The 20,093-nt window shown below is 66.3% G+C and carries 19 protein-coding genes; 6 read left to right on the top strand and 13 right to left on the bottom strand.

What is annotated here, in order from left to right; all coding sequences use genetic code 11:
- Positions 1-178: 178 nt before the first annotated feature.
- Complete coding sequence (locus tag IP69_RS01540) at positions 179-2,092, bottom strand: ABC transporter ATP-binding protein/permease (RefSeq protein ID WP_054141048.1); 1,914 nt, start codon at positions 2,090-2,092, stop codon at positions 179-181.
- Between the two features lie 162 nt (positions 2,093-2,254).
- Here IP69_RS01540 and IP69_RS01535 point away from each other — a divergent pair, with 162 nt between their 5' ends.
- Positions 2,255-2,602, top strand: coding sequence for a hypothetical protein (locus IP69_RS01535; protein WP_054141047.1), 348 nt, complete (start codon positions 2,255-2,257; stop codon positions 2,600-2,602).
- A 159-nt stretch (positions 2,603-2,761) separates the two neighbouring features.
- Here IP69_RS01535 and cimA read toward each other — a convergent pair whose 3' ends face one another.
- The 5 genes from cimA to cysS all read right to left on the bottom strand — a co-directional run bounded on the left by cimA (position 2,762) and on the right by cysS (position 7,406).
- On the bottom strand, positions 2,762-4,360 hold the full coding sequence (cimA, locus tag IP69_RS01530) for a citramalate synthase (protein ID WP_054141046.1): 1,599 nt from the start codon (positions 4,358-4,360) through the stop codon (positions 2,762-2,764).
- Positions 4,361-4,463: 103 nt separating this feature from the next.
- On the bottom strand, positions 4,464-5,087 hold the full coding sequence (locus IP69_RS01525; RefSeq protein ID WP_054141045.1) for a hypothetical protein: 624 nt from the start codon (positions 5,085-5,087) through the stop codon (positions 4,464-4,466).
- Positions 5,084-5,479, bottom strand: coding sequence for a HEPN domain-containing protein (locus IP69_RS01520; protein WP_054141044.1), 396 nt, complete (start codon positions 5,477-5,479; stop codon positions 5,084-5,086). Before IP69_RS01520 ends, IP69_RS01525 begins: the two co-directional genes overlap by 4 nt.
- A complete protein-coding gene (locus tag IP69_RS01515; RefSeq protein ID WP_054141043.1) occupies positions 5,476-5,859 on the bottom strand; it encodes a nucleotidyltransferase domain-containing protein in 384 nt (127 codons plus the stop codon). The genes IP69_RS01520 and IP69_RS01515 overlap by 4 nt, the downstream gene beginning before the upstream one ends.
- On the bottom strand, positions 5,856-7,406 hold the full coding sequence (gene cysS / locus IP69_RS01510) for a cysteine--tRNA ligase (RefSeq protein ID WP_054141042.1): 1,551 nt from the start codon (positions 7,404-7,406) through the stop codon (positions 5,856-5,858). Before cysS ends, IP69_RS01515 begins: the two co-directional genes overlap by 4 nt.
- Positions 7,407-7,725: 319 nt before the next feature.
- On the opposite strand from cysS, the gene IP69_RS01505 reads away from it, so the two are divergent.
- The gene (locus IP69_RS01505; protein ID WP_054141041.1) at positions 7,726-8,061 is read left to right on the top strand and encodes a hypothetical protein; all 336 of its coding nucleotides are present in this window, start codon (positions 7,726-7,728) and stop codon (positions 8,059-8,061) included.
- 36 nt (positions 8,062-8,097) lie between these two features.
- Here the strand turns inward: IP69_RS01505 and IP69_RS01500 are convergent, their stop codons facing one another.
- The 3 genes from IP69_RS01500 to IP69_RS01490 all read right to left on the bottom strand — a co-directional run bounded on the left by IP69_RS01500 (position 8,098) and on the right by IP69_RS01490 (position 10,130).
- Positions 8,098-8,610: a CreA family protein gene (locus IP69_RS01500; protein ID WP_054141040.1), complete on the bottom strand. Its 513-nt coding sequence runs from the start codon at positions 8,608-8,610 to the stop codon at positions 8,098-8,100.
- 79 nt (positions 8,611-8,689) lie between these two features.
- The gene (locus tag IP69_RS01495; protein ID WP_054141039.1) at positions 8,690-9,223 is read right to left on the bottom strand and encodes a hypothetical protein; all 534 of its coding nucleotides are present in this window, start codon (positions 9,221-9,223) and stop codon (positions 8,690-8,692) included.
- A gap of 109 nt (positions 9,224-9,332) precedes the next feature.
- Entirely contained in the window at positions 9,333-10,130 is a 798-nt protein-coding gene (locus IP69_RS01490) for a fumarylacetoacetate hydrolase family protein (RefSeq protein WP_054141038.1), read from the bottom strand.
- 64 nt (positions 10,131-10,194) lie between these two features.
- On the opposite strand from IP69_RS01490, the gene IP69_RS01485 reads away from it, so the two are divergent.
- Together IP69_RS01485 and IP69_RS01480 are read left to right on the top strand one after the other, a co-directional pair.
- A complete protein-coding gene (locus IP69_RS01485) occupies positions 10,195-11,280 on the top strand; it encodes a TRAP transporter substrate-binding protein (protein WP_054141037.1) in 1,086 nt (361 codons plus the stop codon).
- Positions 11,281-11,314: 34 nt separating this feature from the next.
- Positions 11,315-11,809: a MarR family winged helix-turn-helix transcriptional regulator gene (locus IP69_RS01480; RefSeq protein ID WP_054141036.1), complete on the top strand. Its 495-nt coding sequence runs from the start codon at positions 11,315-11,317 to the stop codon at positions 11,807-11,809.
- A gap of 203 nt (positions 11,810-12,012) precedes the next feature.
- On the opposite strand, the gene IP69_RS01475 is transcribed toward IP69_RS01480, so the two are convergent.
- A complete protein-coding gene (locus tag IP69_RS01475) occupies positions 12,013-12,963 on the bottom strand; it encodes a phosphoribosylaminoimidazolesuccinocarboxamide synthase (protein ID WP_054141035.1) in 951 nt (316 codons plus the stop codon).
- A 305-nt stretch (positions 12,964-13,268) separates the two neighbouring features.
- On the opposite strand from IP69_RS01475, the gene IP69_RS01470 reads away from it, so the two are divergent.
- Positions 13,269-14,462 carry a DUF2865 domain-containing protein gene (locus IP69_RS01470; RefSeq protein WP_054141034.1) on the top strand — a complete coding sequence of 398 codons (1,194 nt, stop codon included), beginning with the start codon at positions 13,269-13,271 and terminating at the stop codon, positions 14,460-14,462.
- Between the two features lie 70 nt (positions 14,463-14,532).
- On the opposite strand, the gene gltX is transcribed toward IP69_RS01470, so the two are convergent.
- A complete protein-coding gene (gene gltX / locus IP69_RS01465; RefSeq protein ID WP_054141397.1) occupies positions 14,533-15,873 on the bottom strand; it encodes a glutamate--tRNA ligase in 1,341 nt (446 codons plus the stop codon).
- A 56-nt stretch (positions 15,874-15,929) separates the two neighbouring features.
- The gene (locus IP69_RS01460) at positions 15,930-17,600 is read right to left on the bottom strand and encodes a nitrilase-related carbon-nitrogen hydrolase (RefSeq protein ID WP_054141033.1); all 1,671 of its coding nucleotides are present in this window, start codon (positions 17,598-17,600) and stop codon (positions 15,930-15,932) included.
- 114 nt (positions 17,601-17,714) lie between these two features.
- Here IP69_RS01460 and IP69_RS01455 point away from each other — a divergent pair, with 114 nt between their 5' ends.
- A complete protein-coding gene (locus IP69_RS01455) occupies positions 17,715-18,605 on the top strand; it encodes an outer membrane beta-barrel protein (protein ID WP_156323226.1) in 891 nt (296 codons plus the stop codon).
- An 80-nt stretch (positions 18,606-18,685) separates the two neighbouring features.
- Here the strand turns inward: IP69_RS01455 and IP69_RS01450 are convergent, their stop codons facing one another.
- The gene (locus tag IP69_RS01450; RefSeq protein WP_054141031.1) at positions 18,686-20,071 is read right to left on the bottom strand and encodes a 3-deoxy-7-phosphoheptulonate synthase class II; all 1,386 of its coding nucleotides are present in this window, start codon (positions 20,069-20,071) and stop codon (positions 18,686-18,688) included.
- Positions 20,072-20,093: the final 22 nt, after the last annotated feature.

Here is a 20,093-nt window from a genome sequence, read left to right as displayed (position 1 = left end):
CCCCCCGGCTCGCGAATGTGGAGCTGGCGGCTCCTGCCGTCAGGATGCAGAAACCGCGCCGCAGTTGCGAGCGGATTTAAAGTGGACGCCGGCTGCGCTCGCAATGACGGGAAGCACAGTGCGACCCCTCATCCGGCGCTGCGCGCCACCTTCTCCCGCAAGGGGAGAAGGAAGAGCCCTACGGCGCCAGCGTCACGCGCACGCTCGGCTCTTCTTCGGCACTGGCGCGCTGGAGCGTCGCCTTGGCCTCGTCGACCTGGCGCTGGCGGTTCCAGAGCGCGGCATAAATGCCGTCGGCAGCGAGGAGTTCGCCATGGTTGCCGCGCTCGGCGATCAGCCCCTTTTCGAGCACGATGATCTCGTCGGCATTGATCACGGTGGAGAGCCGATGGGCGATGACCAGCGTGGTGCGGCCGCGGCTGACCAGATCCAGCGCGTCCTGGATCTCCTTCTCGGTGAAGGAATCGAGCGCCGAGGTCGCCTCGTCCAGGACCAGCACGGGCGGGCCTTTCAGGATCGTGCGGGCGATGGCGACGCGCTGCTTCTCGCCGCCCGAGAGCTTCAGGCCGCGTTCGCCGACCGAGGTGGCGTAGCCGTCGGGCAGGGATTTGATGAAGCGGTCGATCTGGGCAAGCCGCGCGGCCTCCTCGATCTCGGCCTCCGTGGCGTCGGGGCGGCCATATTCGATGTTGTAGCGGATCGTGTCGTTGAACAGCACCGTGTCCTGCGGGACCATGCCGATCGCGGCGCGCAAGGACACCTGCTGGACATCGGCGATGGGCTGGCCGTCGATCAGGATGCGCCCCTTCTGCGGCTCGTAGAAGCGGAAGAGCAGGCGCGAGATCGTCGATTTTCCGGCGCCAGACGGGCCGACGATGGCGATCGTCTTGCCGGCCGGCACGGTGAAGGAGATGCCCTTCAGGATCGGCCGCTCGGGGATATAGGCGAAATGCACGTCCTCGAAGGTGACTTCGCCCGCTGGCACGACCAGGGGCTTCGCGCCCGGCTTGTCCTGGATCTCGGGATCCTTGCCGATCAGAGAGAACATCTGCTCGATGTCGAGCGTCGCCTGCTTGATCTCGCGATAGACGGTGCCCATGAAATTCAGCGGCTGATAGAGCTGGATCAGCATGGCGTTGATCAGCACGAAATCGCCGACCGTCAGCGTGCCCGCACGGAAGCCCTGCACCGCCATCACCATCGAGATCGTCAGGCCCGTGGCGAAGATCGCGGCCTGGCCGAAATTCAGCCAGGCGAGCGAGGTGTAGGCCTTGATCGAATTGCGCTCATAACGCGCCATCGAGATGTTGTATCGGGCGGTCTCGCGGGCCTCGGCGCCGAAATACTTCACCGTCTCGTAGTTCAGCAGCGAGTCGATCGCCTTCGAATTGGCGTCGGTGTCGGATTCGTTCATCTGGGTGCGGATAGCGATGCGCCACTCCGTCGCCTTGATGGTGTAGGCCATGTAGGTGGTGACCATCACCACCAGCACGACGACATAGACCCAGTTGAAGATCGTCAGCAGCACGGCGGTGATCAAAATCAGCTCGATCACCACCGGCACGAGCTGGTTCAGGCCGAGACGGACCATCTCCTCGATGCCGTTGCGGCCGCGCTCCAGCACGCGCGTCAGGCCGCCGGTCTTGCGCTCGAGATGGAAGCGCAGCGAGAGATGGTGCAGGTGCCCGAAGGTCTGCAGCGCCAGCGTGCGCACCGCATGCATGAAGACGGGCGCAAACAGCGCATCGCGCGCCTGAATGAAGGCTGCCGAGCCGACGCGGGCGAGACCGTAGAGCACAGTCAGGGCAAGCGGCGCCCCGACCAGCCAGGGCAGCCAGTTCTCCAGGCTCGACGGCGTGTTGGCGAGTGCGTCCGTCGCCCATTTGAAGGCGAAGGGCACGCCCATCAGCACGACACGGCCCAACACCAGCAGGATGAAGGCCAGCACGACGCGGCGGCGCAGATCGGCTCGATCGGCCGGCCAGAGATAGGGCCAGAGCGCGCGGAAGGTTTCCACGAAGCCCGAGCCCGGCTGGAGCACGGCGGAGCGCGCGAAGGTCTGCGCCGGTGGCGGCGCGGCAGGCGGTGACATCTTGGGACGATTCCAGGTTGGGAGGTCGATATAGGCGCATTCGCCGGGGAATGCATGAGGTGGAGAACAACATTCTCCCAGCCCCGCAGCCGCCTTGCTTCCGTCCCAAGCCGGGTGTCAGATCGCTTAGCGCTGCAAGCGCGTCATCGGGGACAAAAAGTCATGACGATCGACCGACTTGTTCTGGCGAGCCTGCTCGCTTTGCCCGCCGGCCTGCTGGCGGCGACCCTGCCCGCCACCGCCCAGAGCGCCAAGCCGCCGGCCCAGATCACCGTGACGAATATGCGTTCGGTGCCGCTGACGCTGTTCGAGATCGCCACCGGCGGCGACCAGCCCCGCCTCGTCGGCAAGATCGCCAAGCCGCTGGCACCGGGCAAAAGCATCGCGGTGAAGCTGAACAAGCCCGCCGGCTGCAGCTATTTCGTGCTGGCGCGGTTCGACGACGCTGTCGAGAGCGACGCCGAGGACATGAATCTCTGCAGGGACAAGGTCATTCGTTTGACGGAGTGAGGAGCGCTGCCACCACCCTCCCCGTCATCCCGGACAAGCGGTTGAAAGCCGCGCCGATCCGGGATCCATTCCGGAGCCTCTCCGGTTTAGGCTCCGGAATGGATCCCGGGTCTCCGCTTCGCTGCGCCCGGGATGACGGCGCGTATAGGATAGCCGGGTCTACCCCGTCGCGCCGGCCCGCATCAACTTGTAGGTGATCGAGTCGACAAGCGCCTGAAACGACGCGTCGATGATGTTGGCGCTCACCCCCACCGTGGTCCAGCGCTCGCCGGTCTCGTCCGCCGACTCGATCAGGACGCGGGTGACGGCGTCCGTGCCGCCCTGGAAGATGCGGACCTTGTAGTCGACGAGGCGAAGCCCTGAGATCAGCGACTGATAGCGGCCCAGATCCTTGCGCAGCGCGACGTCGAGCGCGTTGACCGGGCCGGCCGCGCCCTCGGCAGCCGAGATCAGGACATCGTCGCCGACCTTCACCTTCACGATCGCCTCGGAGAAGGTGACGAGATCGCCGATCGCGTTGTAACGGCGCTCGACATTGACCTTGAAACGCTCGACCTCGAAATAGGCCGGGACCTCGCCCATGATGCGCCGGGCGAGCAGATAAAACGAGGCGTCGGCGCCCTCGAAAGCGTAGCCCTGCGCCTCCTTCTCCTTGACCTCCTCCAGCACGCGGCCGAGCCGGGGGTCGTCGCGGCCGAGCGTGACGCCGATGCGCTCCAGTTCGGAAACGAGGTTGGACTTGCCGCCCTGGTCCGAGATCAGCACCTTGCGCCGGTTGCCGACGGCCTCCGGCGGGACATGCTCATAGGTGCGCGGGTCCTTCAGCACGGCCGAGGCATGGATGCCGGCCTTGGTGGCGAAGGCCGAGGCGCCCACAAAAGGGGCGTGGCGGTTGGGCGCGCGGTTGAGCATCTCGTCGAGCGCGCGCGAGACATGGGCGAGCTCGCCGAGCTGCTTCTCGTCGACGCCGATGGCGAAGCGCTCGCGATAGCGCGGCTTCAGCTTCAGCGTGCCGATCAGCGTCACCAGATTGGCGTTGCCGCAGCGCTCGCCCAGCCCGTTCAGCGTGCCCTGGATCTGGCGCGCGCCGGCCTCGATCGCGGCCAGCGAATTGGCGACGGCGCAGCCGCAATCGTCATGGGCGTGGATGCCGAGATGGTCGCCCGGAACGATTTTCGTCACCGCGGTGACGATGGCACCGATCTCGTCGGGCAGCGTGCCGCCATTGGTGTCGCAGAGCACGACCCATCGGGCGCCGGCCTCATAAGCTGTGCGGGCGCAGGCGAGCGCGTAATCGGCATTGGCCTTGTAGCCGTCGAAGAAATGCTCGCAATCGAGCATGACCTCGCGGCCGGCGGCCTTGGCGGCTTCCACGCTTTCGCGGATGCCGGCGAGGTTGTCTTCAAGCGAAATCTCGAGCGCGACATGGACATGGTAGTCCCAGGCCTTGGCGACGAAGACGATGGCATCCGCCTTTGCCTGCAGCAGCGCATTGAGCCCGGGGTCGTTGGCGGCCGAGCGCCCGGCCCGCTTGGTCATGCCGAAAGCGGCGAATTTGGCGTGTTTCGTCGGCTTTTCCGCGAAAAAGGCGGTGTCGAGCGGGTTGGCGCCGGGGTAACCGCCCTCGACATAGTCGATGCCGAGCCGGTCGAGCAGGCCCGCGACCGCGCGCTTGTCGTCGAGCGAGAAATCGACGCCGGTGGTCTGCGCGCCGTCGCGCAAAGTCGTGTCGAAGAGATGGATGCGCTGGCCGGTCACGGCTTGCGCCGCAGCTTGAAGCTGAGCACGCGCGGCACGACCATGGCGAGCATGACGAGCTTGATGGCGACGGAGAGCGAACCGGCGGGGCGGATTTTCGGGGTCATGGGTTTTCTTTTTCTTGCAGGGGGATGGGTAGCCGCCGCAAATCGACGGGCGTTTGCGGATCAATATCGCCGATCATGGCGGGTTTCAGATCGTAGAGTGCGGTGACCGCCTCCAGCGCGGCCGGCGCATCGAGATTGATCCCCCAGGACGCGACCGTTCGCACAAAGGCGCGCGTCGTCATCAGGGTGACGGGATAGTCGACCTCCAGGAAGAGGTTGGGCACCTTGCGGTCCTCATAGAGCACGACCGCCGAGGAGAGGCTGTCGGGCCGCCAGAGATCGACGAATTCGCGCAAGGCCAGTTCGCCGGAGTTGCGCAGGCCGGATTTGAGCCGCGCATCCTCGTCGGGCGTGCGGACGCGGGCCTTCAGCGCCGCGATGCCCTCGCCGATGATCGTCTGGACGCGCAGCAAAGCGTCGCCCTCGGCCGCGATCCAGGCCGCGATCTCGGCGGCGTAGGGCTTGCTCGCATCGCCGACGAGTTCGTCCTCGACGCGATCGACCAGCACGATGCGCCGGTTGAGGCGGGCCAGCATGGGCAACAGCCCCGCCGCCGCCAGCCGCAGGAGCGGGCCGGCATCGGCGATGACGATGGGCTCGCGGGAGGCGGGGGACATCATGGCGACATCCCTCCACCATCGCGTTCGATGAGATCAGCGCATGCCGTAACGAAATCGGTGGCCTGAACGACAGCCAACTCTGCCTCGGCGCGCTCCTGGACGCCGTCTCCATAGTCCGCGAACAGTCGCAGCTGCTCCTCGCGGCCGATCAATCGGCCAATGGCCAGCGGCATCAATCCCGGCTTCACGATCTTGAGATTGAACAGGCGAATGAGGCCGGCATGCGTCTTGACCTCGCGGGTATCCAGATGTGCGATCGTCTCCAGAACCGCCCGCGCTGCATCGTAGCAGGCATAGTAGGCACGATTCACCGCGCCATCGAAGTCTGCCGCCTGCAGGAGCAGGCCGGCCGACCGCAAGGACTGCCGCGCCTTTTCGAGATGCGGTCTCATAGCGCGCCTTCAAGCGGCTTGGCATCCCGCCGTGCCGCGGCAAGCAGGCCGGCAAAGCGGCCACGTGCCTCCTGCGCGCTCCACTCATCCTCAGTGAAAGGCCAAGGCTGGATCATCAGCCCTGCCTCAGTCAACGCGTCGAAGCCAAGATCGACCAGCCGCATCTTCTCGTCGAGCGCCGAGCCCTCGAAGCGGTGCAGGATCACGGCAACATCCGCGTCGCTGCCGGCATGGTGGTCGCCGCGAGCACGGCTGCCGAACAGATACAAGCCAACCAGGCGGTCCCCATAGGCTGCCGCTACGAGGCGCGCATAGGCGTTGAGAGCCTCGGCCACAGCCGCGAGGCTCGGAGGCGACAGCAGGTCGGCAACGACGCTCATCGCTTCACCTCCCAGGTCGTGGTCGGCTCGCCGGTGACGGGGTCCTTGCCGTCCTTGAGGGCGATGCCCATAGCGGCGAGTTCGTCGCGGATGCGGTCGGATTCGGCGAAGTTTTTTGCGCGGCGGGCTTCGAGGCGGGCGTTGATCAGGTCTTTGATCTCTTCATCGCTCACCTGTGTTTCAGACACACTGGCTTGCTCATTTGCCCACTCGTTCTCATTGAACTTCCAAAGATCAATGCCAACCAAATTCAGCATAGCAAGCAGCGAACGCTGCCCAACACCTTCTTTAATCGAAGCCTCAATGACGGCTAACGCCTTTGAGAAATTCAGGTCATCGGCAAGCGCTTCAACGAAGCCCGATGGCAGCGAAGGCCCAGTGTCTTCATCCGAAGCAAATTCTACGGAAGCAACCCAAGATCTCAGTTTATTTCGCGCCTCCTCCAGCGCCTTCACCGTCCAGTCGATCGGCTGGCGGTAATGCGTCTTCAGCATCGCCAGGCGCAGCACCTGACCCGGCCAACGCCGTTCGCCAAACGTCTCCGTCTCCAGCAGCTCATTGATCGTGACGAAGTTGCCGAGGCTCTTCGACATCTTCTCGCCTTCGACCTGCAGGAAGCCGTTATGCATCCAGTAGTTGGCCATGCGCGGCGCCCCCGCAGCACCGCCGAAGGCGCAGCAGCTTTGCGCGATCTCGTTTTCGTGGTGGGGAAAAACCAGGTCGATGCCGCCACCATGGATGTCGAAAACGTTCCTGGCGGGGTCGTCGCAGGCAAGCCCGCCGCCGAAGGGCTCGAGCAGCTTGGCCATCGACATGGCCGAGCATTCGATGTGCCAGCCCGGGCGGCCGGGACGGGTGATGCCCTCGGGCGCGCCGTCGGCCCAGAGCCAGCCGGGATCGACGCCGTCGCGGCTCGGCTTCCAGAGCACGAAATCCATCGGGTCGCGCTTGTAGGGGGCGACGTCGACCCGGGCGCCGGCGATCATCTCGTCGAGCGGGCGCCGCGCGAGTGCACCGTATTTGGGCGCGGTACGCAGATGCGCCACGGCGGGCACATGGAACAGCACATGCTCTTCCGCCACATAGGCGACGCCGCGCGCGATCAGGCGGTGAATGATCGCCTGCATCTGCCCGATATGGTCGGTGGCGCGGGGCTCCTCGTCGGGCGGCAGGCAGCCGAGCGCGGCGATGTCGGCGTGGAACTGCGCGGTCGTGGCTTGCGTGACCTTCGCGATCGCCTCGTTCAGCGGCAGGCCGGGAAAATCGCGGGCGGCGCGGGCATTGATCTTGTCGTCGACGTCGGTGAGGTTGCGGGCATAGGTCACCCGTGTCTCACCCTTCCCGCCATCCCACACGCCCTGCTTCGCGAGATGCTTGAGCAGCCGGTAGAGCACATCAAAGACGATGACCGGGCGGGCATTGCCGATATGAGCGTAGTCGTAGACCGTCGGGCCGCAGACATACATGCGGACATTTTCGGGATCGACGGGGACGAAGTCCTCCTTCGTCCGCGTCAGCGTGTTGTAGAGCCTCAGGGTCGGCGACATCGGAGCGGGGTATCCTGGTCAACGGTGAAAACGAACGAAGGCGGGCCTGGCCGCTGGCCGGGGCGCTGTTGCGTCTTTACCGTTTCAGGATGAGGACGTGAGCAGCCGGCCAGCGAAAGCTAGCGGCAAATCATGCAAATTGGGTTGAGGGCTCGCGTCATCGTGCGAACTTTGCCGGCGACCGGCGCTTACGTCAAGAGGCGCCGTTTTTCTGCCGCAGTGCAGCATCAAAAGGCCGCTGATTCATTCTAATTTAACCGATTGGAACCATTCTCTCGGATCGAGGGTTGTGCGCCCATCGAACACGAGGAAGCCACCAATGCGCCGCGCCGTTGCCCTGATCGGCCTGTTCGGGATCGTCGGAGCGGGCCTGTCCCTCTCGGTCCTGCCGACGACCCGCACGAACGCCGCTCCCAGCGACCAGCGTACCTTCCTGATCCCGGCCGGAGACGGCTACGGCGTTGCCGATTGCATCTCCAGCAAATCGGAATGCGGCAAGATCGTTGCCGATGCCTGGTGCGAGGCCCAGGGCTATGCCAAGGCGAGTTCTTTCGGCCTGGCCTCGCGCGAGGATTTCACCGGCTCGCTGTCGAAGGCGAAGGTCACGCCGTCTGCTGTCCCCGAGCAGCCGCTGGTCATCACCTGCGGGGGGTGAGGTCTGCTCAACTGAAGGTCGCTGAGGTCATCGACCTCACTTGATCCAGTCGGCGCACTTCGCCGGTTCGCCAACCCCGCCCCAGGGCATGATCGGCACGGTCGAGGTCGAGTTCTGCGGCGAACCCTCGATCAGCTTGTCGGAATACGCCATGTAGATCAGCACGTTGCGCTTGACGTCGCAGCCGCGCACGATCTGCATCTTCTTCCAGATCAGCGAGCGGCGCTCGCGGAACACGACATCGCCCTGGTCGGTCTTGTCCTTGAACCTGATCTGGCCGATCTGGCGGCAGGCGAGCGAAATCTCCGAGACCTCCTCGGCGACGCCGAACATGCCGGCGACGCCGCCCTTCTCGGGGACGGTGTAATGGCAGGCAACGCCCTCGACGACGGGATCATCGACACCGTAGACCGCGAGCTTGTGGTCCGGCGTCAGCATCTTCCAGACAGTCGATTTCTTGAAGATCAGATCTTCCTGCGCCGAAGCCGGGGCCGGAAAGGCCGCAAGGCCGAGCAGAACAGCTGAAACGGTGGCAGCAAGGGCTTTCATGGTCTCGTCTCTCCTGCGGCCGCGCGCCGCCGGACCGGATATGGTTGTCGCAGCCCCGTCCTGCCAGAGCAGCGAAGCTTCAAGCTGCCAGCGGCTTGAACACCAGATAGGCCGCCATGATCGCCCCGACCGTACCAGCCAGGAACAGCACCAGCTTGAGCTGCGTCACGCGGCTGGCGAAGGCGACATCGCGGGCCTCGACCTTGGGATAGTTGTCGAGCAGCCGGGCGACGGCCAGGTTCTCGGCGACATCGGCCAGGCCGCCCAGCAGCCAGCCGCCGCCGCACAAGGCCGCCAGCCACAGCGGCTGGCCGCGCATCGTCAGGCCAGCGATCAGGATCGCGCCGACGATGGCATAGGTGAAGGCGCAGGCGACGTCGGCCGGCAGCACCCGGTTGCGGTAGCGGGCACGATGTTTCTCGCCATACATGGCGAAGAGCTTCTCGACATCGGCGACGTTAAAGCCGTTCCAGTCATTCTCCAGCATGCGCGGCACGCCCTGCCGGCTCGACCAGATGCCGACAGCCCAAAATAGCACCATCACCAGAACCGGCCCCCAGACGAAGAAGGCGAGCGGCACGCTGGCGGTGTAGAACGGCACGGGATCGATCATGGCGGCGTTGAACTCTGGCGACAGGCTTCAGCGGTTTCAGCCACAGGGTAGCCGCCGCGTCGGCGGGCGCCAAGCACTTAGCGCCGCCAAGACCGAAGTCTTGCCCGGTTCAGCCGGCGGGCAGAAGCTCCTGCTCGATCGCGCCGAAGATGGAATGACCGGCCCGGTCCTTCATTTCGATCCGGATCGTGTCGCCAAAGCGCAGCGGCTGAGCCGGCGGCATCGGCACGCCCGCCATGACGATCGTTCCAGCGCCGAGCGTTTGCCCCCGCGCCGCTTTCGCGACCAGGCCGGCGAGATCGGCCGCGGCGCTCTCGCCATGCTGCGGCGGCTGCTGGTTGATCTGGCGCAGCAGCGGCAGGTCGATGCGGCCGTCCCGCCAGGCGGCATCGATCTCGTCTGGCGTCACCGCCACGGGCGAAAAGCTCAGGGCCTGCTCCGGGCCTCCCTGTTCCTGCTGCCGCACCGTGCAGGAAAGCATGACGAGGTGGATCCGGGCCAAGGCCTGCGCCGGGCTCGCACCGGCGGGCAGATCGCCCATGATGGCGGCCAGGCCGGCCTGCGCGACGAGGCCCGCGCTTTCGTCCAGAGCGCGGATGGGCTCGCGGGGACCCAGCGTGCCGTCCGAGCGCATCGGCACCGGCACGCTCGTATCCGACACGACCAGCCGGCTATAGGCGCGTGGCAGCGGCGCCGCGCAGTCATGCTCGTGAAAGCGGAAGGAGGGGACCGATCCGTGATCGAGACTGACCGCCAGATCGGCCAGGCGTGGCGCAAGACGATCCCAATCGTCGAGGGCGGCCTGCAGCGTCGGCACGATCGGAAAGGCGTCGGTGGCGCGGGTGAGATCCTGCGAGACGACGACGAGGCGGCCATCCCGGCCGTGCTGAAGCGAAGCGAGTTTCATGTCTTTTCATTCCTCGCGCGACGGGCCAATAAGGGCTCAACAAGAGCCCCGGGAGGAGCACCTTATGAAACGTCGCGACTTTTTGAAAACAGGCGCGCTTGCTGCCGCAGCGACGCCGGTGGCGATGCCCGCGCTCGCCCAGTCCCAGCCCGAGGTGAAGTGGCGGCTCACCTCGAGTTTTCCGAAGTCGCTCGACACGATCTTCGGCACGGCGCAGCACTTCGCCAAGCTCGTCAGCGACGCCACCGACGGCAAGTTCCAGATCCAGGTCTTCGCGCCCGGCGAGATCGTGCCCGGCCTGCAGGCGCTCGACGCGGTGTCCTCGGGCACGGTCGAATGCGCGCATTCGCCGACCTATTTCTACATCGGCAAGGACCCGACGCTGGGCCTGGGCACCGGCATTCCGTTTGGCCTGAACGCCCGTCAGCAGCATAGCTGGTGGTATTTTGGCGGTGGCGAGCAGATCGTCAACGGCGTGCTCGACCGCTTCAACGCCTATTCAATTCCCTGCGGCAATTCCGGCTGCCAGATGGGCGGCTTCTTCCGCAACGAACTCAAGAGCGTCGAGGATCTCAAGGGGCTGAAGTTCCGCATCGGCGGGATGGGCGGGGCGGTGCTGGCCAAGCTCGGCGTGGTGCCGACGCAGATCGCGCCTGGCGATGTCTATCCGGCCCTCGAGCGCGGCACGATCGACGCCGCCGAGTTCGTCGGCCCCTATGACGACGAGAAGCTCGGCTTCATCCGCGTCGCGAAATACTACTACTATCCCGGCTGGTGGGAGGGCGGCGCGATGCTGCACCTGATCATCGGGAAGGAGGCCTGGGCCAAACTGCCCAAGCACTACCAGGCGATCGTCCAACAGGCTTGCGAGGCGGCCAACAACTGGATGCTGGGCAAATACGACTTCGTGAACCCGGGCGGCCTGCGCCGGCTCGTGGGCCAGGGCGCGCAGCTGCGGCCCTTCCCGCTGCCGGTGATGGAAGCGGCGCTGAAGGCGGCGGAGGAGTATTACGCCGAGACCGCGGCGAAGAGCCCGGACTTCAAGAAGGGCTATGAGTCGATGGTCGCCTTCCGGGGCGAGAACCTGCTGTGGTGGCAAGTGGCAGAGTTGTCCTTCGATTCCTTCATGAACCGGCTGAAGGCGCGCTGAGCGACCCCGCGACGGCCGGAGGTGGCAGACCGAGATGACGACGAAACCGTCCGCCTCCCCGCCGGAGACCCCGCTGCGGCTGGAGCAGTTCCTGCCCTATCGCCTCAACGTCGTCGCCTTCCATTCGGCGCGCGCGCTGGGGCGGATCTATGACGCGCATTTCGGCATCGGAATCCCCGAGTGGCGGGTGGTGGCGCAGCTCGGCGAATTCGGCAAGCTGACCTCGCGTGACATCGGCGAGCTCGCGCAGATGCACAAGACCAAGGTCTCGCGCGCGGTCTCGGTGCTTCAAGAGCGCGGGCTGGTTTCGCGAGCCGAGAACCGGCAGGATCGGCGCGAATCCTTCGTGGCGCTGACTTCGGCCGGCGAGCGGATCTACGCCCAGATCGTGCCGCTGGCGCTGGCCTTCCAGGCCCGCTGGACGGAAGGGATCGCGGCGGAAGAGCTCAAGGTGTTCGAGCGGGTGCTCTCGACCCTGACCGAGCGCAGCCGCCATCTCGCGGGCGGCTATCGCGACGACGAGGGCTGAGGGCGCTCGTTCTTTACCCCTCTTACCCCTCACGCCGTCATTCCGGGCGCGGCGAAGCGGAGGCCCGGAATCCATCGTAAGGCCCGACAGTGCTCTATGATGGGTTTCGGATCAGCGCCGCTGACGCGGCTTTTCCGGAATGACGGTGAGAGAACCAGCGAAGGCAGGTGCAGGACGTCGCCCTGCTCAACGACGGCTCGCGATCAAAAGAACCGCGCCAGGTTGCTGCGGATACGGTCCAGCGGCGGCTGGCCGGCGGGCGGGGGCACGAAGCTGCGGCCGGTGATCATCTCATAGGCCTGGATATAGACTGCGGAGGTCTGCGCGATCAGCTCTTGCGGGATTTCCGGCAGTTCCTGCGTGTAGGGGTCGCAGCGCGCGACCACCCAGTTGCGGACGAAGTCCTTGTCGAAGGATTCGGGCTTCTCGCCCGCCGTGAAGCGCGCGCCATAGCTGTCGGCCATCCAGTAGCGGCTCGAATCGGGGGTGTGGATCTCGTCGGCCAGCACGATCGTGCCGTGATTGTCGGTGCCGAACTCGTATTTCGTATCGGCCAGGATCAGCCCGTGTTCTGCTGCCAACGCCTGGCCGCGCGCAAACAGCGCCAGCGCATAGCGGCTGACGGTGTCCCATTGCTCGCGGGTCAGAAGTCCGTCGGCGACGATATGGGCGGCCGAGAGCGGCGCGTCGTGGCCGCCGTCGAAGGCCTTGCTTGTCGGGGTGATGATCGGCTCGGGCAGCTTCTGGTTGTCGCGCAGCCCGTCTGGCAGGCGCACCCCATACATCTCGCGCAGGCCCTGCTTGTACATCGTCAGGATCGAGGTGCCGGTGGTGCCGGCGAGATAGCCGCGCACCACGATCTCGACGGGCAGGATGTCGAGCCGCGTGCCGATCACAACGTTGGGATCGGGGTATTCCAGAACATGGTTGGGGCAGATGTCGGCGGTCTCGTCAAACCAGTACCGGGCCGTCTGTGTCAGGACCTGGCCCTTGTAGGGAATCGCCGCGATCGCCCGGTCGAAGGCGCTGAGACGGTCGGTCGAGATCAGGATGCGGCGACCGTCGGGCAGGTCGTAATTCTCCCGGACCTTGCCGCGGTAGTGGTTCGGCAATTCGGGAATGAAGGCGTCTTCGAGCGGCAGGATTTCGGTCATGTCGGCATCGCCCGGTGGCAACCGCCGCGCTGCATGCGTCGGCGGGGTTTGAGCGTTCTAGACAGTCCACGGTCGCTCGCCAACCGCTTCCGGCACTGGGTGACTTCAACCATGATCCGGCGATTGCCCGGCGGCGGCGAATATGGCATGCGACCCGTGCGACGCCCGGGGGGGGCGGCGAGGCGCTGCTCCATAGTTCCGTCGCGTTTGGCGGGTTTGTTGCGCCAGATGACGAGCCCCCGGCCGAAGGCTAAGGATCGTCAGGGCCATCGAGACCGACAGCAGGTGACGTCATCCAAGCCGCCATGACACAGAAAGACCGCTGGCCCCGATTTGTCAGGCTTCAACGCTATGCCCGCCTGGGCGCCACGCTGCTGGCGATGGCGACACTCAGCGAAGCCGCGATGGCCCAGTCGCCATCCTGCGCGGCTTGGCGCTCCGAACTCGCCAGCCTTCAGGGCCAGCGCGGTGGCGATCCACGTGCGGCGCAGATCGCCCGGCGCGTCGCCTCCCAGCTCGGGCAGGCGACCAGCCAGTACCGCGCCATGGGCTGCGAGCGCGGCTTTTCCATCTTCGGCGATGGGCCACCGGCGCAATGCGGCGGCTTGCGTGCCCAGATCGGCCAGTTGCAGGCGCAGTATGGCAACTTGATGCAGCAGGCTGAGGGCGGCGCGCTCGAGCAGCGTCGGGCCCAGCTTGCAGCCGCGATCAACAACAATTGCAGGGCGCCGGAGCAGCGCGGCTTCTTCGAGACGATCTTCGGCCTCGAGCCGCGCCGCGGCGAAATCGATTCGACCATGCCAGAGCTCGACCCCGAGCAGCCGATCGAGCCGGAAAAGCCTCGTCTGGGCGGGCCGCAGACCGTCTGCGTGCGAACCTGCGACGGCTTCTTCTTCCCGCTCGCCAATAATCCCGGCGGTCGCGACAATGCCGACGAGATGTGTCAGGCGCTCTGCCCGGGCGTCGAGACGCTCGCCTATGGCATGAGCAATGGCGGCGAGATCCAGAATGCGGTGGCGCGCGCCACCGGCCAGCCCTATGCGTCCCTGCCCAATGCCGGGAAGTACCAGCGGTCCTTCGATGCCTCCTGCACCTGCCGGGCTCAGGGCCAGAGCTGGGCTCAGGCGCTCAAGGAAGCCGAGTACCTGCTCGACAAGCGCAAGGGCGACGTCATCGTCACCGAGCAGCGGGCGGCCGAACTCTCGCGCCCGAAGGAGGCCAAGCCCGATCCGCGCAGGCGCGGCGCGGCCCCGGCCCCGGTGGCTCAGCCAGCCGCGATCCCCGAGATCGCTGACGAGAAGCCGATGCCCTCCGAGAACTCGCCAACGTCAGGGACGGAGTCGGCCGGCGTGGGTCCGAGTTCGGTGGGCGAGCGCGTGCTCGACAAGGGCGACGGGTTGAAGCGGGAGAGCCAAAGCGTCACCGGCGAGCGGCGCACAGTGCGGATCGTGGCGCCGAATCTGGCACCAAACCTGGGGCCGGCCACAGCGCGTCCCTGACGACAGGTCGTTAAGGGCGTAAGACCTGTGAAGCAGGGACGACAGCCGGCCGAGGCTGTTATTGGTGATCTCAGGCGCTCTCGCCCTTGAGCCGCCGCAGTGCCTTCTCGCGGCCGATCAGCGGCAGCAGCGCCGCCAGTTCCGGGCCGTGCTCCTGGCCGGTCAGGGCCTGGCGCAGCGGCATGAACAGGGCCTTGCCCTTGGCGCCGGTCTCGGCCTGGACCGCGCCGGTCCAGCTCTTCCAGGTGGTCGCATCGAAAGGCTCGGGCGGGAGCAGTGAAGCTGCCGTCGCGGCGAAGCCGGCATCGGCGATTGCCGGCGCAATCGGCCCGCGCACGACATCGTCCCAAAGGCGCGCCTCGTCGAGCTTTCCGAGATTGCCGCGGATTGCCAGCCAGAAGGCCTCTCCGCCGGCGATGCCAAGTGCGCGGAGGCGTTCCGCGACCGCGTCATAGGGCAGTTGGTGCAGGGTGCGGGCGCTCAGCGTGTCGAGGTCGTGCTCGTCGAACTTTGCCGGCGCGCGCGAGATGTGGCCGAGATCGACCAGATTCGCCAGTTCCTCAAGGCTGGCGACCGGACGCACAGCGTCCGACGAGCCCGTCAGCACCGCGAGCGCGGCGACCGCGAGCGGCTCGACGCCCGCCTCGCGCAGGCCGCGCAGCGAGAGATGGCCGAGGCGCTTCGAGAGCCCCTCCCCGCTTGCCGTGGTCAGCAGGTTGTGATGGCCGAAGGCCGGCAGCGCCGCCCCCAGCGCCTCGAAGATCTGGATATGGACGGCGGTGTTGGTGACATGGTCCTCGCCGCGGATGATGTGCGTGACGCCGGTGGCGGCATCATCGACGACCGAAGGCAGATGGTAGAGATAGCTGCCATCCTCGCGGATCAGCACCTGGTCCGACAGCGAGGCGCAGTCGACATGGGCGTCGCCGCGGATCAGATCGTTCCAGGCGACGATGCGCGGCTCCAGCTTGAAGCGCCAATGGGGTTTGCGCCCCTCGGCTTCGAGCTTGGCCCTGTCCTCGGCGGTCAGGCTCAACGCGGCACGGTCGTAGATCGGCGGCAGGCCGCGCGCGAGCTGGCGCTTGCGGCGCCGGTCGAGCTCGTCGGCGGTCTCGTAGCAGGGATAGAGCCGGCCCGCCGCGCGCAGATCCTCCGCCGCCGCATCGTAAAGCGACAGCCGCTGCGACTGGCTGATCACCAGATCGGGCACGATGCCGAGCCAGCCGAGGTCTTCGGCGATGCCTTCAGCGAATTCGGGCCTGGAGCGGGCCAGATCGGTATCGTCATAGCGCAGCATGAAGCGGCCGGCATGGCGGCGGGCATAAAGCCCGTTCAGCAGCGCCGAGCGAGCATTGCCAATGTGGAGATAGCCCGTCGGCGACGGGGCGAAGCGCAGGAGCGGTGTCGTCATGGCCGCGCTTATGGCGCTTTTGCGCGGCAGCGACAATCGCGCCGATCCGCCCAGCGTCAGAAGTCGATGCTTTCGCCGCCGCCGCGTCCGATGCCTTTGACCAGACTAGCGTCGGGGATATGGGCCTGCTCGCCTGTATCGATGAAGGCGTGGCGGCTCCTCGCTGCCGCCGGCCGATCGCGTTCCGCACGATGCATCTGGCGCTGCAAAGCCAGCACCGTCTCGCGGTCATGCCCAGCGGCAACGAGATCGGCGACGCGCGCCCGGCCCTCGGTCAAGGCGCGCAGGATGGTGTCGCGTTGCGCATCGGGCGGCTGCGCCAACAGCGCCACGGGGATCACGCCGCCGTCGGGCCCTCGTGCCCCGGCCGGCCTCCAGCGTTTGCGCAGCGTAGCAAGCCGGAACACCTCGGTCTCGTAGAAATCGGCAATCGGATTGACGGCACCTCTTAGGCCCTCGCCCTGGGTCGCCGCCGACCTGCTGGCCGGCAGCAAAGGCAAGCGACCAAGGCCGGCAGCAAGCGCGCCCAGCACCGTTGCGCGTGCGCGGTTGCTCCGATCATCATCGGTGAAGGGCTGCGCGGGCGCCGCGAAAGGCGACAACGCGGTTGCGAGGGCCTCGACCAGTCCGCCGACCGGCACCGTCTCGCAGCTGATTCCGAGCGCAGCGGCGAAAGCGTTAGCGTCGGCCGTATTTCCATCCGGCGTCGCGGCCGAGGGCAGCGCCACGCCGGTGACGCGCTCCGGCCCCAGCGCATCCACTGCGATGACGGCGCCGAGCGCGGCATCGAGGCCACCTGTGAATTCGAGCACGACGCCGGCGGCGCCGCTTTTTTCGACATGGTCGCGCAGGCCGAGAACGCGGGCGGCATAATCGGCCTCGTCGCCGGTTTCGACGGTGGCGATCTCGCCTGGCAGGCAGCGCCAGCGACCCGCTTCGCGCTGCCACTGGATCGTGACAAGGGCCTCCCTGAATGCAGGGAGTTGATGGGTCAGGGTCCGATCGGCAGCCAGCGCGAGGGAGGCGCCATCGAAGACCTGCTCCCCTTCCCCGCCGATCCGGTTGAGACAGACCAGCGGCAGGCCTGACTCGACCACGCGCGCGACCGCGAGGTTCAGGCGCTCATCGGCTTTGCCGGACCGGAACGGCGAGCTTTGCGGCGAGAGCAGAATTTCGGCGCCCGTTTCGGCGAGGCATTCGACGACCTCCTCGCCGCTGATGTCCCCGCCGATCGGCAGCCCGAGCCGAACCCTATCGCGGAAGAGCACGGGCCCAGGCAAGGGGCCAGGCGCGAAGACGCGGGCCTGATCGGACCCGCCATCATCGGACAGCGCGACCTTGAAGCGCACGGCCTGAATGACGCCTCCATCGAGCAGGGCATAGGCGTCGTAGAGCACACCGCCCTCCAGCCAGGGCAGGCCGATCAGCAGCGCGGGCCCGCCATCGGCGGTTTCGCGGGCGAGGTCCTCACAGGTCTTGCGGCAGGCATCCTGGAAGGCGGGCGTGAGGGCCAGGTTCTCAGGCGGGGCGCCGGTCAGACTCAACTCGGGAAACATCACGAGGTCCGCGCCAGCCTCGCCCGCCTTGCGCCTGACCTCGCGGATGAGGTCGGCATTGGCGGCGACGGCGCCGACAATGGAATTCATTTGCGCAAGCGCGAGGCGGAAGGTGGTCGCGGTCATGGCGGGGCTGTAGCGCGGCGGGCGATGGGCGGCAATGTCGGGCATGGCGTCGCCACGCAGATCCGGAGCGGCGCTTAACTCCGCGTTAGGGTTAATCGCCCATAAATCGTTGACGAGCCGCTCTTGCACGACTGCCGGCCGCCGTTCGGAGAAGCGATCATGCGTACCCGCCAGATCACCAGACTGCGCAAAGACTTTGCCGTCGGAGCCTTGCTCGCCTGCGCCCTCACCGCCGCGACGGCCGTGCGAGCGGCCGACTACCCGGTGCTCCGCGGCTCCCAGATCGAGGATGCGCCGCAGGCGCCCGAATTCGACAGCAGGACGAACTGGTCGGGCTTTTATGTCGGTGGCGGCGCCGGCGTTTCCGAAACGAAGTTCAAGCCAGGAGACGGCCTGCAGAGCCTGGCGAACTATGCCTTCCGGAACACGCTCCTCGGCACCGAAGCCGATATGGGATCACAGATCGGCAACCTGCCTGCGAAGCGCGACAGCGGTTCGACCTTTTTCGGCTTCACCGGCTATAATTTCGCCTTCGGCGACGTGATCCTCGGCCTCGAAGCGGATTACACCCGCTCGAACCACCAGTATCTCGTCAGTGACTTCATTGGCCGGCAGTTCACCACATCCAATGGAACGATCAACAACTACACGCTGACGACGCGGCAGGGCGCCGAGTTGCTCGACTATGCGACTGCCCGCATCAGGATGGGCTGGGCCTATGGGCGGATCATGCCCTATGCCACGCTCGGCGGCGCCATGGGACGCTTCGACACGATCTCGACCATCGATGCGACCTGGCGCTTCACCCGCACCAACGCCGTCACCGGTGCCATCGAGAACAATGTCGTCGCGTCCGGTTACCCCCTGACGGTCGGCCAGGCCAAGCGCGATGTCTACGGCTTTGGTCTGGCAGCAGGCCTCGGCGTCGACATGGCCCTGACCGACAACCTGTTTTTGCGGGCCGAATATCAGATCATCCGCTTCGCCGATGTCGAGGGGACATCGACGACAATCAACACCGGCCGTGTCGCCGCGGGCCTGAAGTTCTGAGGCTTCGACGACGGCTCCCATGAAGAAAGCCGGGGCGATCGCCCCGGCTTTCTTCATTATCAGGCCATGCAGCGCGCGCGCTACTCCGCCGCCTCGACCTCCGGACGCACCCGGCCCGCGCGCTCGCGCTTGACGAGCTCGGCCACGAGGAACGCCAGCTCCAGCGCCTGCTCGGCATTGAGGCGCGGATCGCAGACCGTGTGATAGCGGTCGTTGAGATCCGCATCGGTCATGCCGCGCGCGCCGCCGGTGCATTCAGTGACGTTCTTGCCGGTCATCTCCAGATGCAGACCGCCGGCATGGGTCCCCTCCGCCTGGTGGACCGCAAAGAAGTTTTTCACCTCGGTCATGATCAGGTCGAAGGGGCGGGTCTTGTAGCCGCTGGCGGCCTTGACCGTGTTGCCGTGCATCGGATCGCAGGACCAGACGACGTTGCGCCCTTCCCGCTTGGTGGCGCGCACCAGGGCCGGCAGCGTGTCGAAGACCTTGTCAGCACCGAAGCGCGCGATCAGCGTCAGGCGGCCGGGCTGGTTCTGCGGATCCAAAACGTCGATCAGCTTCATCAGCCCGTCGACGGTCATGGACGGCCCGCATTTCAGGCCGATCGGGTTGCGGATGCCGCGGAAGAACTCGACATGGGCATGGTCAAGCTGGCGCGTGCGGTCGCCGATCCAGACCATGTGGCCGGAGGTGTCGTACCAGTCGCCGGTGGTGGAATCGACGCGCGTCATCGCCTGCTCGTAGCCGAGCAGCAGCGCCTCGTGGCTGGTGTAGAAATCCGTTATGCGCATCTCGGGATGCGTCTCGGGATCGATGCCGATGGCGCGCATGAAGTCCAGCGCCTCGGTGATGCGCTCGGCGACCTCGTTGTAGCGCGAGGAGGCCGGCGCATCCTTGACGAAGCCGAGCATCCAGCGATGGGCGTTGTCGAGATTGGCGTAGCCGCCGGTGGCGAAGGCGCGGATCAGGTTCAGCGTCGCGGCCGATTGGCGATAGGCCTCGATCTGGCGGCGCGGATCGGGAATGCGGGCTTCCGGCGTGAAGGCATTGTCGTTGACGATGTCGCCCTTGTAGCTCGGCAGCTCGACGCCATCGATCGTCTCGGTAGGGGCCGAGCGCGGCTTGGCGAACTGGCCGGCGATGCGCCCGACCTTCACCACCGGCGAGCCGCCGGCAAAGGTCAGCACCACCGCCATCTGCAGGAAGAGCCGGAAGAAATCGCGGATGTTGTCAGCCGAATGCTCGCCGAAGCTCTCGGCGCAATCGCCGCCCTGAAGCAGGAAGGCCTCGCCGCTTGCGACTTTCGCGAGCGCCTTCTTCAGCTTGCGCGCCTCACCCGCAAACACCAGCGGCGGAAAGCCGGCGAGCTGCTGCTCGACCGCCCTCAGGGCAGCCTGGTCGCAATACTCCGGGATCTGCTGGACAGGCTTGGCCCTCCAGCTCTCGGGCGTCCAACGCTCCGACATGGCTCCTGCTCCTAACTCAAAG

The sequence above is a fragment of the Allobosea sp. AAP35 genome, from assembly GCF_001295925.1.
GTDB lineage: Bacteria > Pseudomonadota > Alphaproteobacteria > Rhizobiales > Beijerinckiaceae > Allobosea.
The sequence above is the reverse complement of the archived record's forward strand: the minus strand, read 5'-3'. Positions and strand labels throughout refer to the sequence as shown.